A 13,852-nucleotide genomic window follows, 5' to 3' on the forward strand; every position below is an offset into this window, starting at 1 on the left:
ATGCTTACAGACTCTACGGTCAGCCCCCGGCTGCAATACCGATGAAATCCCGTTTTATCCGCGCGCTGCTGCTGGCCTCGCTCCTGCTGGCCATTTCGCTTGGCCTGACGGTGCGCTTCGAGCAACAACAGCGCAGCGAGCTTGGCCGCGTCACCGCGTTCTCCAACCAGGACGAGCTGTGGCACTCGTTTGCGCTGACCAGGGAATACCTGAAGCTGCGCGAGATCGCGGCGCTGGCGCGCGGCAACAGCGCGTATTACCTGCAGTTGCGTACGCGTTACGATATTTTTGCCGGCCGCGTGGCCGCCATGCAGAACGGCGCGTTCATCCACCAGCTGATCGACAAGCGCGCGTACGGCGAGCACATGGCGGCGGTGAACCAGGTGATCGAGAACACCGACGCACGCTGGGCGGTCTACCCGATGAGCGCGGACGAAATCGACCAGTTGATGCTGTCGCTGGACCGCATCCAGCCCAACCTGCAAACGCTCAGCGATCTCACCCAGCACGGTTTCTCCGATCAACTGGGCGATAACGAAAAGCTGGTGAACCGGCTGGGGCAGACGCGTATCGCACTGGCCATTTTCCAGTCGCTGCTGTTGCTGGGTTTTGCCGGCATGGCCCTGTTCGAGTTGCGGCGCAGCCTGCAGCGCGAGCGCCAGTTGGGCGAGGCCCGCAGCGCGGCGCAGGCAGCCAACGAAGCCAAGAGCCGCTTCCTGGCCAATGTCAGCCATGAAATGCGCACGCCGCTGACCTCCATCCTCGGCTATGCCGGCCAAGTACTCAAGGACCCCGCGCTGGGTAGCGAATCGCGCCGGCAGCTGGGACTGATCCGCCGCAGTGCCGAGTTCCTGGCCAGCCTGTTGGGCAATGTACTGGATGTATCGCGCATCGAAGCCGGCCGGGTGCAACTGCACGCCGAAACCGTATCACTGGCCACGCTGGCCGCCGATCTGCGCGGGCTGTTTGCGTTGCAAGCCGAGGAAAAAGGCATAGCGCTGATCATAGAAAACCCGCCGGAAACGCCAGCCGCACTGCAGCTCGACGGCGGCAAGCTGCGGCAGATCCTGATCAACCTGATCGGCAATGCGGTGAAGTTCACCAGCCATGGCGAGGTGCGGGTGGCCTTTTCGCTCGAGCAAGCGGCAGAGCGCTTCCGCCTGCATGCCCGGGTCAGCGATAGCGGCCCCGGCATTGCCAGCGAAGAACAGGGCCTGCTGTTTTCGCCGTTCGAGCAGACCAGCAGCGGCCGCAATGCCGGCGGCAGCGGGCTGGGGCTGGCGATCAGCCGGGAGTTTTCGCGCCTGATGGGGGGCGATGTGGTGTGCGTGCAAAGCAACAGCGCCGGCAGCGTTTTCGAAGCCACCGTGCTGGCCGATGCCGCCCCCGATCTGCCCGCAGCCCCGCCCGTCACCAGCCCGGCAGCCACGTTGCGCGGCCAGCATGTGCTGGTGGTGGAAGACCAGGCCATCAACCGCGAGCTGCTTTGCGATGTGCTGCGCGACGCTGGCGCCACCGTCAGCGCCGTCGCCGATGGTGCAGCAGCACTGCAGGCCATCGCCGGGCGGCATTTCGATGTCTTGTTGCTCGATTTCAACCTGCCCGATGGCGATGGCCTGGCCCTGGCGCAGCAGATGCGCACAGCGCGCTGGCAGGGCCGCATCGTGATGCTCAGCGCTGCGCTGCACCCGGGGGAAAGCGCGCTGGCACAGGCGCAGATCAGCCACTGGCTGAGCAAACCGTTCGACAGCGAGCATCTGGTTGCCGTGCTGGCCAGCAGGCCTGCGCCACAAGCCAGCCAGATGGCAGGCCGGCAGGCCACGCTGCTTGATGCGCAGCAGGCAATGGCACGGCTCGGTTGCGACGAAGCACGTTACAGGGATATTGCCGCCAGGGGTCTGGCGCGGATACACGCGCTGCTGGGCGATTACAGCGCCGGCGACGTCATCACCCGCCAGCGGCTGGCACACAGCGCGCGCGGCATTGCGCTGCAGATTGGCGCCACCGCGCTGGCCACCGGCTGCGCGGATCTGGAAGTGGCCGCCGTGGCGGGCGAGCGCGCAATCACCTTGCTGGACAGCACCGGCGTGTTGCTGGCCCGCACCGAAGCAGCACTGGCCCAGTTTTGAGGATCGAGAAATGAAACGGATTTTCCTGCGGACATTGCTGGGCGGCGCGCTGTTGCTGGGCAGTACCATGGCCAGCGCGCTGGAGACCCCAAAGGGGCCGGTGGTGCTCACCCTCAGCGGCAAGATCAGCCAGAACAACGGCAACAAAACCGCCGCGTTCGACGATGCGATGCTGGCGAAGCTGCCACAGACGAAACTCACGGTGCCCACGCCGTGGTACCCCGGCCCGCAAACTTTCGAGGGCCCGTTATTGCGGGACGTGCTCGCCGCCGCCGGTGCCAGCGGCAAGGTGCTGAACCTCACCGCGCTCAATGACTATATCGTCACCATCCCGCATGACGATGCCAACCGCTTTGACGTGATCATTGCGCGCAGGCTCAACGGCAAGCCGATGACGGTCCGTGAAAAAGGCCCGCTGTTCATCATGTACCCGTTCGACAGCAAGCCGGAACTGCGCCAAGCCGAGTACTACCGCCGCTGCTCGTGGCAGCTGAACCGTATCGTGGTGGAGTGAGGCCAGCCGCAGCGCGGCAAGCTCAGTGTGGCCAGAACGCCAGTACCAGCGGCAGAATCAATGACGTCCAGATGCCGTTGAGGCCCATTGCCAGCCCGGCAAACGCACCCGCAGTGGGCGAGAGCTGAAACGCCCGCGCGGTGCCCACGCCATGTGCGGCCACGCCCAGCGCAAAGCCGCGCTCGATATCGCCATCCACTTTCAGCCAGCGCAGCAGCGGCACCACGATCACCGCGCCCACCACGCCGGTAATGATGACGATATTGGCCGTCAGCGCCGGCAGGCCGCCCAGATGATCGGACAGCGCCATGGCAATCGGCGTAGTGACCGACTTGGGCGCAAACGACAGCTGCACCGGCCAGCTCAGGCCGAACAGATGCGCCAGCCCCAGCGCGGAGACGATGCCCACGAGCCCGCCTACCAGTAGCGCAATGGTCAACGGCAGCAGCAGGCTGCGCACGCGTTGCAGGTTATCGAACAGCGGTACTGCCAATGCCACGGTGGCCGGCCCCAGCAACCAGTGCAGCGGGCGCGCGCCGACAAAATAATCGGCGTAATCCACGCGGGCCAGCAGCAGCAAGGCCGCCACCAGCGCAATCGAAACCAGCACCGGATGCAGCAAGGGGAAGTGCCTGGCGCGGTGATAGATTTTTTCCGCCAGCAGATAGGCAAACCCCGTCACCGCCAGCCACAGCAACGGCGCCGATTTGAGCATGGCAAACATCGCGGCCACGCTCATCGCCGCACCAGCAGCCACTTGAGGAGCAGTGCCGTCACCGCCAGCGTGATCACCGTGGAGAGCACCAGCACGGCCGCCATCGCCCAGCCCTGGGTTTTGAGCACCGGCCCCAGCGTGACGATACCCACGCCAGCCGGTACGAACAGCAACCCCAGGTAGCCCAGCAAGCCCTGGCTGACCTTGGCAACGCGTTCATCCACGCCCCGCCTGACCAGGCACCACGCAGCCAGCAGCAACATGCCCAGCACCGGGCCGGGCAGCGGCAAGTGCAGCCACTGGCTGAGCAATTCGCCCACCAGCTGGAAAACGATCAGCAGCGTGATGCCGTAGAGCATCGCGCTACAGCTCCACGCGCTCGATGTGGTTGAGGCTGCGGCCAAGAAAGCGCTCGCCCACGGTCTGGAACTTGACCGGCACATCGGTCACCACGTAGCGGTAATCGGGCATGTCGCGGCTGGTATTGGCCAGGCCCTGTGCGTGCAGCAGCTCGGCAGTCTGATCTGCAATCGACAGTGCCGAATCCACCAGTTGCATGCGCTCGCCCGTCAGCTCCAGCAGCAGCGGCTTGATCAGCGGGTAATGCGTACACCCGAGCACCAGCGTATCGATCTGCTCGACAAACACCGGCTTCAGGTACTCCTGCGCGGTCAGCCGTGTCACCGCGTGATCCAGCCAGCCCTCTTCCACCAGCGGCACGAACAGCGGGCACGCTTGCGAATACACGCGGTTGTCCGGATTGAGCTGGTGGATGGCACGCGCATAGGCGTTGGAGTTGATGGTGGTAGGTGTGCCGATCACGCCGATACCGCCTGAGCGCGTACGCGCTACCGCGTTCTTCGCGCCGGCTTCGATCACGTCGAGCACCGGTACCGGTGATTTGGCGCGCACCACGTCGGCGGCCACTGCGGCCATGGTGTTGCAGGCGATGATCAGCAACTTCACGTCCTGCTGCAGCAGGAAATCGGCGATCTGCTGGGTGAAATGCTGGATGGTGGCCACCGATTTCACCCCATAGGGCACGCGCGCGGTATCACCGAAATAAACGATGTCTTCGAACGGCAGCCGGTCCATCAGCGCACGCACGACCGTCAGGCCGCCCACACCGGAATCGAATACGCCTATGGGATGTGAGGGCAGCGAGCGGGCCATGAAGCAATCCAGACTTGGCAAAACCTGCATTTTACGCTGCACTCAGCCGGATGGGCAGCAGCTACAGGCCAACAGCAACGGAAAATAGCCACGTTGCCATTGTCATTCAGGCAACAAACTGTCGTCAGACATACCCCTACAGTTGACTACATCCCAAAAATCCTCAATAAAGCCTTACACCGCGTTACAAAAATGACAGCGGCTGTTAAACCTAAATTCGGAGAGGAAGCAAAATGGGGTTCATTAGCAGCATCATTTATCTGGCAGTCATCGTCGGCATCATTGCCGGTGTGTGGAAAACCTTCGTCAAGGCTGGCAAGCCTGGCTGGGCGGCCATCATCCCGATTTACAACATCATTGTGCTGCTTGAAATCGTGAAGAAGCCACTGTGGTGGATTATTTTGACCTTCATCCCGCTCGTGAACATCGTGGTGGTGTTCCTCATTTCCATCGAACTGGCCAGGAAGTTTGGCAAAGGCACGGGTTTCGGCATCGGCCTGGCGCTGCTGGGCTTCGTTTTCTACCCGATCCTCGGTTTCGGTGACGCGACCTACGACGAGAACGCCTGATCGCAAGGCATACGCGCGGCGGTGGTCTTTCAGGTAGCCGCCGTGCGTATCACCCGGCTTGCCCTCGGGGCAATCCGATTAACGCGCCGCTCCCAGCCTGGCGTGCAGCAGCTGCAAAAATGCCAGCGCATGCGGATTGTCGCCATGCACGCAGATTGAATCCGCATTCAATGCCAGCCATGTGCCATCCACTGCAGTCAGACCACCCCGATTGACCACCGTCAGCGCCTGCGCCAAAGCCGCCTCATGATCCAGCACCGCGCCGGGCTGATCGCGTGGCATCAGGCTGCCATCCGCCAGATAGGCGCGGTCGGCAAAGACCTCGCTGATGGTGGCAAGGCCGGCACGCTGCCCGGCGGCGATCAGCTCACTACCTGCCAATCCCATCAGTGCCAGGCCGGGATCGATTTCATGGATGGTGCCGGCAATCAGGTCTGCCAGCGCAGCATCGCGCGCGGCATCGTTGTACAACGCGCCATGCGGCTTCACATACGAGAACGACACACCGGCTTCAAAACACACCGCTTTCAGCGACCACAGCTGCGCGGTGATATCGATGGCCAGTTTGGCAGGCGTGATCTGCAGGCTGCGGCGGCCGAAATGCGCCCGGTCCGGATAGCTGGGGTGCGCGCCGATGCGCACGCCATGCGCACGCGCTGCCAGCACCGTTGCCCGCATGCTGTCCACATCACCGGCATGCCCGCCACAGGCGATGCTGGCCGACGAGATCAGCGCCATCAGCTCGGCATCGTGCGGTGCACCTTCACCCAGGTCTGCGTTGAGGTCGATTTTCAGACTGTCCATATGGCGCTCCTGCGGCCAGAGCGGCATCGGCCGCGACAGGCGTGACCATACCGCACGCCCGGATACGGCGAGCATACGGCAGATGCCCCATGCATCACACCCCGGCACGCAGCAGATGGTGGATAAAGCAACGCAGCGCGTTACAGCTGCGGCAGATCAGCAGCGATCAGCTGTAGCGGCGCTGGCGTACCCATTTGGTGGCGATCCATTTCTCGCCACTCACCACCGGATTGCCGCCATGCAGTGTCAGCGGGTCTACCTGATCCAGGCTGTTGCAGTATTCGAAATAGACTGCCGAACCCTTTTTGGGCGATACCGCCAGGCCGATTTCCGGAAATATCGTTTCGCCCCCGTCCGGCACGTCGTTCAGGTACATGATCAGCGTGGCAACGCGCTGGCCGCCCTGTTTCAGATGACCCTTGCTGCCGTGATCACGCGGCGGGAAGTAATCGAAATGCGGTTTGTATTCGCCGCCCACCGGATACTTGAGGATCTGGATACCCTCGCCGTTTTCGACCGGCATCTGCATCACTTCGGACAGGCGGCGGTCCAGCGTGGCGATGAACGGGCTCTCGTTCACCGCAAAGAAGGTACCGAAACTGGTGCGGTCCGCAATCACCGCATCGCCCCCGGTTTGCGGATCGACAATCATCGAACGCTTGAGCTTGTCGGCAGACAGCCGTACCAGTTCGTCGCACTCTTCGGTGGACAGCAGGCCATCGAGTATCACCACGTAGGGCTTGGCAAAGCGCGCCGCTACGCGCACCTCACGGTCATGCGTGGTGATGGTATTACCGGTGGCGGCAAGACGCGGTGCTTCGTACTGATAACCGGTTTGCGCCGCGCGCTGGTTGGCATTGGGCTCGGAAGCCTGCGGTATCGGCGCCTGGCCCAGCGCGGTGAAATGGAACACGATGGCATTGGCAAACATCGGCTCGAAGTTGTGCGCCACCATCATTTCGATCAGCGATTGCGGTGCGCAGCCACGGGCCAGATTATCCTGCAGCCAGCTTTGCCAGTCTGGCGATAACTCTATGATCTTGTTCATTAGACTCCATCCTCGTTTGAGCTCTTTGGCTCAGGGTTTTTATGTAAGGTGTATTGTCAGCCAGGCCGACTACAAAGTCATCCGCTTTCCACGCTGCGATGCAATATAAAGTGACATCAATCACTTGGCTGCTTTGGCTGGCATGATCGTGCAGGGCAGCATTGCAGCGGGCTTGCGGTAAGTATTGCCCATATTTTGACCGCCGGGCGGGCAGAGGCTGGTGATATGGCTGTGCTAGAATCCCGCCTTTGTTTCGATCCGCTGCAGACCGCCTCATGGAACTCTCCGCACTGACCGCCCTTTCCCCGCTCGACGGCCGCTATGAAAAGCAACTTGCCGACCTGCGCCCGCACTTTTCCGAATACGCACTGGTGAAAAACCGTGTCACCGTTGAAGTGGCGTGGCTCAAGGCGCTGGCTGAGGAAAGCGCCATCGCGGAAATCCGCCCGTTCTCGGCCGCCACCATTGCCGAACTCGATCGCGTGGTTGCCGATTTCTCGCCCGAGCACGCGCTGGAAGTCAAAACCATCGAACGCACCACCAACCACGATGTGAAAGCAGTTGAGTACTGGATGAAAGAGCGCCTGTCCGGCAATGCCGAGGTGAGCGCCGCATCCGAATTCATCCATTTTGCCTGCACTTCGGAAGACATCAACAACCTCAGCCACGCGCTGATGCTCAAGGGCGCGCGCGACAGCGTGCTGGTGGGCAAGCTGCGCGAGATGGTCGCCAAGTTCAAGGAACTGGCCCACGCGCTGGCCGATGCACCGATGATGAGCCGCACCCACGGCCAGCCGGCAACGCCCACCACAATGGGCAAGGAAATGGCCAACGTGGCCTACCGGTTGGAGCGCCAGCTGGCGCGATTGGAAGAAGTGGAAATCCTCGGCAAGATCAACGGCGCCGTCGGCAACTACAACGCCCACCTGTCCGCTTACCCGGAGTTCGACTGGGAAGGCTTCTGCCGCCGTTTCGTCGAGGGCCTGGGCATCGGCTTCAACCCGTACACGATCCAGATCGAACCGCACGATTACATGAGCGAGCTGTACGATACCTTCGCGCGCATCAATACCATCCTGATCGATACCAACCGCGACATCTGGGGCTATATCTCGCTGGGCTTCTTCAAGCAGAAGGTCAACAAGAACGAAGTGGGCAGCTCGACCATGCCGCACAAGGTCAACCCGATCGATTTCGAAAATTCCGAAGGCAACCTGGGCCTGGCCAACGCGCTGCTCACCCACCTGAGCCAGAAGCTCCCGGTTTCGCGCTGGCAGCGCGACCTGACCGACTCCACGGTGCTGCGCAACATGGGCGTGGGCCTGGGCTATGCACTGCTGGGCTATGTATCGGCGCTCAAGGGCCTGAACAAGTTGGAAGTGAATCGCCAGGCCATGCTGGACGACCTGAACAACAACTGGGAAGTACTGGCCGAGCCGATCCAGACCGTGATGCGCCGCTATGGCGTGCCCAACCCGTACGAACAGCTGAAGGAACTCACCCGTGGCCAGCGCGGCATCACGCGTGAAACCCTGGCAGTGTTCATCGACGGCCTGGCCATCCCGGCGCAAGAGAAAGCCCGCCTGAAAGAAATGACACCGGCAAGCTACCTCGGCAAGGCCGAAGAACTGGCCCGTCGCATTTAACCATCAGCCGTTCCGGACCCGCTTTCCGGCCCTGCCCCCGATGCGGCAGACTGGCAGGGGCGGGTTCACGGCCGGATTGCATCCGGCCTTCACAATGCAAGGGATGTTCCAGCGTGAAACGCAAAGTACTGATCGCCGGCACCGCCGCCGTTGTCGTCCTTGCCGCCAGCTATATCGGCGGCGCTTGGTTTGCCGGCCGCGCGGCCGAAACCACGCTGCAGAAACAGCACGAATGGCTGAGCAGCCTGCCCTACTTCATCGTGAAGGACAGGCAGTACGAGCGCGGCTGGTTCTCGTCCACCGAGAAAACCACGCTCAAGATCAACCCGGAGCTGTACCGCTTTGCGCTGGAAAAGGAAGGCGAGCCGCTGCCCGAGTTCGAAGTCACCTACACGCAGCACATCACCCATGGCCCGTTGCCCTTGCTGGCGCACTTCAACCTGCACCCGTACAAGGCCGTGGTCAGCACCGATTTTGCCTTCGCACCGGAAACGCAGAAGCTGCTGAGCAAATTCTTTGGCGAACAGAAGCCCATCACTATCGAAAACCGCATCGGCTTCGACGATGATGGCGTGATCAAGGTAGCGGTACCCGGCTTCGATTACGAAGAAGCCATTTCCGGCGTGAAGGCCAGGTGGCAAGGCCTGGATGCCACGCTGGACTACGGCGGCGACTTCAACCGCGTGAAGCTCGACGCGCGTGCGCCGGGCCTGTCCGGCGAAGCCAAGGGCAAGGGCACGTTCGATTTCAAGAACCTGCAGGTCTCGCTCGACCATACCCGTGGCAAGACCGGCCTGATGATCGGCCAGTCGCAGGCCACCTTCGACAGCCTCGACCTGAATATCACCGAGGGCACACCATTCAAGCTGCAACTGGACAAGGCAAGCTACAACGGCAAGCTGGTTGAAAACGGCGAGTTCATCGACGGCACCGCCGAATTCAAGCTGGCCAGGCTGGTACTGGACGACAAGCCCTATGGCCCGGCCGAACTGCTGGCCAGCGCGCGCCACCTGCACGGCCCTACGCTGGCCAAGCTGGGTGATGCGTTCACCGCGCTGCAGAAGCAACCACTGAAGCGGGACGAATTTGCCGAGAAGCTCACCAGGCTCGCCCGCGAACAAGGCATGCCGCTGCTCACGCACGATCCGCAACTGGCCATCGACAAGCTGGAAGTTAAATTGCCGGATGGCGCAATCCGCTTCAATGGCCTGGTTGGCCTGAAGGGCTTCGTGGCTGGCGATCTGGACCGCCCGGTCGAGTTCGTGAAAAAGCTCAACGCCAAGGCCGATTTTGTCGTGCCGCGCAAAGTGGTGGAAACCATCATCACCTGGCAGGCCAGCCGCATGTTCGGCGGGCCGGATTCGGGTATCTCGCAGGCTGATCTGGATTACCTGGCCGGCCAGTTTGTCGAGGGGCAGATCAACCGCCTGGCCGAGCAGAAACTGATCCGCGTGGAGGGCGACATGCTCGCTGCCACTGCCGACCTCAGCAAGGGCGCGTTCACGCTCAATGGCGTGAATGTACCGCTGCCGTGGGCGGCCAGCGCACCGGCGGCCGCCAGCCCGGCAGCCGCCAAGTAAGCGGTACGTCATTGCACGGAAACGGGGGGCTAAGGCCCCCGTTTTTTCTTGCCGTCCGTCGTTCAAATATCCGGGTACGCATCCTGCCTGATTGACACTGACATATCAGATTCACATCATGCACGACCGCTTTTACTGGATGGACTCATCATGCGCATAGGCATCGTTACCGACTCCTGCTGCGATCTGCCGCGCGCGTTTCTCGATCAGCACCGCATCGATATCCTGCCCATCACCATACGCAGTGGCGACAGCACCTTCATCGACCGGCGCGACCCGGCCGCCACGCGGGCGTTCTACGCCACGCTGGGCGATAGCGAATTCCTGTCCGAGCCATTCAGCGTGGATGCGATACGCCAGCGCTTCCTCGACCAGATCGTGGTCGATTTCGACTATGTGTTCTGCCTGACGGTAATGAGCTCGCGCAGCAAGATCTTCGACAACGCGACGCAGGCCGCACGCACCATCCTCACCGATTACCGCCCCATCCGTGAAGCCGCCGGGCAAACCCGGCCATTCAGCCTGCGGGTGTTCGACAGCCAGAACCTGTTCGTCGGCCAGGGGCTGATCGTGGCCGAGATCGTGCGCATGGCGGAAGCCGAAGCCACCACATCCGCCATCATCAGCCGTATCGAGCAGCTTACCCATTGCACGCAGGCGTTCCTGATTCCGTCCGACCTGGCGCAGCTACGCAACAACGCGCGCCGCAAGGGCGACAAGAGCGTGGGCCTGGCCACCTATCTGCTGGGCAGCGCGCTGGACATCAAGCCGGTAATCCGCGGCTTCCAGGGCGATACGCACCCGGTGGCCAAGGTGCGTGGCTTCGAGACCGGCGTGCACAAGCTGTTTGCACTGGCCACCAGCCTGATCGAGGGCAAGCATCTGCTCGCCCCCACCATCACCATCAGCTACGGTGGCGACCCTGCCGCCGTTGCCGCCATGCCCGGCTACGCCGATCTGCGCAGCAGCGCCGGCAAGCATGGCGTGGATGTACACGTGTGCGAAATGAGCGCCACGGCAGCAGTCAATATCGGTGCCGGCGGCCTGGCGCTGGCGTTTGCTGCCGAGCACGAAATCCCGTTCGACTAGGCGCGCCATCGCGCGGCGCACCGCCAGAAAAATGGGCATCGCGCTGCCGGCGGCCCGTTGCCGCGCACCGCTTTGGCGCAGCAAACCGGCCCGCATGCCAGCGGAATGGCAGCCCGATCCAGCCGGCACGCGGCTTGGCGGCCGTTGGCGCGTTGCTTGCTAAAGCAGGACTATCTCGCCCCGCCAGGATAGCCTCATGCACCGGATTGAACCCCCTGCCGCCAGTATTTACGACGAGATGCTCGCCAGCGATCTGGCCGTACGTCCGCATTACGACGAGTTCCTGCGCTGGCTGAACCAGCAGAGCGCCGAAACGCTCAGCCAGCGCCGCCAGGAAGCCGAACTGCTGTTCCACCGCGTGGGCATCACCTTTGCCGTATACGGTGACGACAACGATGCCGAACGGTTGATCCCCTTCGACACCATTCCGCGCATCCTGCCCGCAGATGAATGGCAAAGGCTGGAAGCCGGCCTGCGCCAGCGCGTGGCCGCGCTCAATGCCTTCCTGCATGACATCTATCACGATGGGCATATCCTCAAGGCCGGGCTGATTCCGGCCGAGCAAGTGCTGGCCAACGCGCAATACCAGACCGCCATGCGTGGCGTGAACCTGCCGCATGGCATCTATTCGCATATCAGCGGCGTGGACGTGATCCGCCATAACGACGGCGATTGCTATGTGCTGGAAGACAACCTGCGCGTGCCCTCCGGCGTGTCCTACATGCTGGAAAACCGCAAGATGATGATGCGGCTGTTCCCGGAGCTGTTTGCCCGCCACGCGGTGGCCCCGGTCGAGCACTACCCCAGCCTGCTGCTCGATACGCTGCGCCACGCCACATTTGCCGATAACCCCACGGTGGTAGTGCTGACGCCCGGCCACTACAACAGTGCGTATTTCGAGCATGCGTTCCTCGCGCAGCAGATGGGTGTGGAACTGGTGGAAGGCCGTGACCTGTTCGTGCGCAACGACCGCGTGTTCATGCGTACCACCGCCGGCCACAAGCAGGTGGACGTGATATATCGCCGCGTGGACGACAACTTCCTTGATCCGCTGGCGTTCCGGTCCGATTCATCGCTGGGCGTACCCGGCCTGCTGGCCGCCTACCGTGCTGGCAACGTGATCCTGGCCAATGCCATCGGCACCGGCGTGGCGGACGATAAATCCATCTACCCCTACGTGCCGGACATGGTGCGCTTCTACCTGGATGAAGAACCGCTGCTGAAGAACGTGCCCACCTGGCAATGCCGCAAGCCGGCCGATCTCTCGCACGTGTTGGCCAACCTGGATGACCTGGTGGTGAAAGAGGTACACGGCGCCGGCGGCTACGGCATGCTGATCGGCCCCAAAGCCAGCCGCGCGGAAATCGCTGAATTCCGCTGCCGCATCATTGCCGACCCGGCCAACTACATTGCCCAGCCCACGCTGGCGCTCTCCACCTGCCCGACCTTTGTCGAGGAGGGTATTGCACCGCGCCATATCGACCTGCGCCCGTTTGTGCTGGCGGGCAAGGAAGTGAAGATCGTGCCCGGTGGCCTGGCGCGCGTGGCCCTGCAGCGTGGCTCGCTGGTGGTGAACTCGTCGCAGGGCGGCGGCACCAAGGACGCATGGGTGCTCGAAGCGTGAACGACAACAATAACAAGGACATTGCGCGATGATGCTGAGCCGTACCGCAGATCACCTGTACTGGATGAGCCGCTACCTGGAACGCGCCGAGAACCTGGCCCGCCTGCTCGACGTGAGCTTCAGCCTGGCGCTGCTGCCGCAATCGAAGAACGGTGCGCGTAGCGAAATCAGTGCGCCGCTGGTGATCACAGAAATGCTGGAAGAGTACAACCGCAAGCACGATGAGCTGACGCCGGAAAAGCTGCTGGACTTCGTGGCGCTGGACCGCAGCAACCCGGCCAGCATCGTCAGCTGCATCCGCCAGGCACGCGAGAACGCCCACGCGGTGCGCGGCAAGATCACCGCGGAGATGTGGGAAAACATCAACGCAACCTGGATCGAGGCACGCGAATATGCCGCCAAGGGCATCGACAATGTCGGCGCCTTCTTCGACTGGGTGAAAGAGCGCTCGCACCTGTTCCGTGGCGTCACCTACGGCACCATCCTGCGCGGCGATGCATACAGCTTCATCCGCCTGGGCACCTTCATCGAGCGCGCCGACAACACCGCGCGGCTGCTGGATGTGAAAGCACATCTGCTGCAAAGCGATGAGGCCGCCAGCGCATCCGATTACTATGCATGGAGTGCGCTGCTGAAGGCGCTGTCGGCGTACGAGGCCTATCTGGAAATCTACCGCGATGCCGTCACCGCACGACAGGTGACCGAGATGCTGATCCTGTCGCCACGGCTGCCGCGCTCGCTGCGCGCCTGCCTGGAGGCCATCTGCAAGATTCTTGCCCAGCTGGAAGGCGACAACGGCAGGCTGGCGCAGCGCGATGCCGCTGCGCTGCTGGCCGAGCTGAAATTCGCCAGTGTGGACGAGATCCTCGACGAAGGGCTGCACGACTACCTGGCCGAGTGCCTGATCGATATCAATGGGCTGGGTGACCGCATTTACCAAGCCTATCTGAAAGCTGCCTGA

Annotated in this window: 13 protein-coding genes; 8 read left to right on the forward strand and 5 right to left on the reverse strand. The window is 62.5% G+C overall.

Features of this window, described 5'->3' with window-relative positions; genetic code table 11:
* Positions 1–41 precede the first annotated feature (41 nt).
* The gene (locus IGB42_RS18470; RefSeq protein ID WP_159674438.1) at positions 42–2,129 is read left to right on the forward strand and encodes an ATP-binding protein; all 2,088 of its coding nucleotides are present in this window, start codon (positions 42–44) and stop codon (positions 2,127–2,129) included.
* Positions 2,130–2,139: 10 nt separating this feature from the next.
* A complete protein-coding gene (locus IGB42_RS18475) occupies positions 2,140–2,643 on the forward strand; it encodes a molybdopterin-dependent oxidoreductase (protein ID WP_174764237.1) in 504 nt (167 codons plus the stop codon).
* A 22-nt stretch (positions 2,644–2,665) separates the two neighbouring features.
* Here IGB42_RS18475 and IGB42_RS18480 read toward each other — a convergent pair whose 3' ends face one another.
* The 3 genes from IGB42_RS18480 to murI are packed head-to-tail and all read right to left on the reverse strand — an operon-like array spanning position 2,666 to position 4,531.
* Positions 2,666–3,382 (reverse strand): LrgB family protein, encoded by a 717-nt coding sequence (locus tag IGB42_RS18480; protein ID WP_159674440.1) that lies wholly within the window; start codon positions 3,380–3,382, stop codon positions 2,666–2,668.
* Positions 3,379–3,717: a CidA/LrgA family protein gene (locus IGB42_RS18485; protein ID WP_159674442.1), complete on the reverse strand. Its 339-nt coding sequence runs from the start codon at positions 3,715–3,717 to the stop codon at positions 3,379–3,381. The genes IGB42_RS18480 and IGB42_RS18485 overlap by 4 nt, the downstream gene beginning before the upstream one ends.
* 4 nt (positions 3,718–3,721) lie before the next feature.
* On the reverse strand, positions 3,722–4,531 hold the full coding sequence (gene murI, locus IGB42_RS18490; RefSeq protein WP_159674444.1) for a glutamate racemase: 810 nt from the start codon (positions 4,529–4,531) through the stop codon (positions 3,722–3,724).
* Between the two features lie 233 nt (positions 4,532–4,764).
* Here murI and IGB42_RS18495 point away from each other — a divergent pair, with 233 nt between their 5' ends.
* Entirely contained in the window at positions 4,765–5,100 is a 336-nt protein-coding gene (locus tag IGB42_RS18495; protein WP_159674446.1) for a DUF5684 domain-containing protein, read from the forward strand.
* 78 nt (positions 5,101–5,178) lie between these two features.
* Here the strand turns inward: IGB42_RS18495 and IGB42_RS18500 are convergent, their stop codons facing one another.
* Both IGB42_RS18500 and IGB42_RS18505 read right to left on the reverse strand, forming a co-directional pair.
* Positions 5,179–5,904, reverse strand: a complete 726-nt coding sequence (locus tag IGB42_RS18500; RefSeq protein ID WP_201800007.1) for a 5-oxoprolinase subunit PxpA — start codon at positions 5,902–5,904, stop codon at positions 5,179–5,181.
* Positions 5,905–6,070: 166 nt separating this feature from the next.
* On the reverse strand, positions 6,071–6,952 hold the full coding sequence (locus IGB42_RS18505; protein WP_159674448.1) for a 2OG-Fe(II) oxygenase: 882 nt from the start codon (positions 6,950–6,952) through the stop codon (positions 6,071–6,073).
* Between the two features lie 275 nt (positions 6,953–7,227).
* Between IGB42_RS18505 and purB the strand changes: the two genes are divergently transcribed.
* The 5 genes from purB to IGB42_RS18530 all read left to right on the forward strand — a co-directional run bounded on the left by purB (position 7,228) and on the right by IGB42_RS18530 (position 13,852).
* On the forward strand, positions 7,228–8,598 hold the full coding sequence (gene purB / locus IGB42_RS18510; RefSeq protein WP_159674450.1) for an adenylosuccinate lyase: 1,371 nt from the start codon (positions 7,228–7,230) through the stop codon (positions 8,596–8,598).
* Between the two features lie 113 nt (positions 8,599–8,711).
* Positions 8,712–10,178 (forward strand): YdgA family protein, encoded by a 1,467-nt coding sequence (locus IGB42_RS18515; protein ID WP_159674452.1) that lies wholly within the window; start codon positions 8,712–8,714, stop codon positions 10,176–10,178.
* A 150-nt stretch (positions 10,179–10,328) separates the two neighbouring features.
* Positions 10,329–11,267, forward strand: coding sequence for a DegV family protein (locus IGB42_RS18520; protein ID WP_159674454.1), 939 nt, complete (start codon positions 10,329–10,331; stop codon positions 11,265–11,267).
* A gap of 196 nt (positions 11,268–11,463) precedes the next feature.
* Entirely contained in the window at positions 11,464–12,891 is a 1,428-nt protein-coding gene (locus tag IGB42_RS18525; protein WP_159674456.1) for a circularly permuted type 2 ATP-grasp protein, read from the forward strand.
* 28 nt (positions 12,892–12,919) lie between these two features.
* Positions 12,920–13,852 (forward strand): alpha-E domain-containing protein, encoded by a 933-nt coding sequence (locus IGB42_RS18530; RefSeq protein WP_201800008.1) that lies wholly within the window; start codon positions 12,920–12,922, stop codon positions 13,850–13,852.

The organism is Andreprevotia sp. IGB-42 (assembly GCF_009848685.1).
Taxonomy (GTDB): domain Bacteria; phylum Pseudomonadota; class Gammaproteobacteria; order Burkholderiales; family Chitinibacteraceae; genus Andreprevotia.

Bases quoted from the DNA above. Each gene is read 5' to 3' on its own strand.
- IGB42_RS18470 (WP_159674438.1), top strand. From the start codon at position 42: ATGAAATCCCGTTTTATCCGCGCGCTGCTGCTGGCCTCGCTCCTGCTG.
- IGB42_RS18475 (WP_174764237.1), top strand. From the start codon at position 2,140: ATGAAACGGATTTTCCTGCGGACATTGCTGGGCGGCGCGCTGTTGCTG.
- IGB42_RS18480 (WP_159674440.1), bottom strand. From the start codon at position 3,382: ATGAGCGTGGCCGCGATGTTTGCCATGCTCAAATCGGCGCCGTTGCTG.
- IGB42_RS18485 (WP_159674442.1), bottom strand. From the start codon at position 3,717: ATGCTCTACGGCATCACGCTGCTGATCGTTTTCCAGCTGGTGGGCGAA.
- murI (WP_159674444.1), bottom strand. From the start codon at position 4,531: ATGGCCCGCTCGCTGCCCTCACATCCCATAGGCGTATTCGATTCCGGT.
- IGB42_RS18495 (WP_159674446.1), top strand. From the start codon at position 4,765: ATGGGGTTCATTAGCAGCATCATTTATCTGGCAGTCATCGTCGGCATC.
- IGB42_RS18500 (WP_201800007.1), bottom strand. From the start codon at position 5,904: ATGGACAGTCTGAAAATCGACCTCAACGCAGACCTGGGTGAAGGTGCA.
- IGB42_RS18505 (WP_159674448.1), bottom strand. From the start codon at position 6,952: ATGAACAAGATCATAGAGTTATCGCCAGACTGGCAAAGCTGGCTGCAG.
- purB (WP_159674450.1), top strand. From the start codon at position 7,228: ATGGAACTCTCCGCACTGACCGCCCTTTCCCCGCTCGACGGCCGCTAT.
- IGB42_RS18520 (WP_159674454.1), top strand. From the start codon at position 10,329: ATGCGCATAGGCATCGTTACCGACTCCTGCTGCGATCTGCCGCGCGCG.
- IGB42_RS18525 (WP_159674456.1), top strand. From the start codon at position 11,464: ATGCACCGGATTGAACCCCCTGCCGCCAGTATTTACGACGAGATGCTC.
- IGB42_RS18530 (WP_201800008.1), top strand. From the start codon at position 12,920: ATGATGCTGAGCCGTACCGCAGATCACCTGTACTGGATGAGCCGCTAC.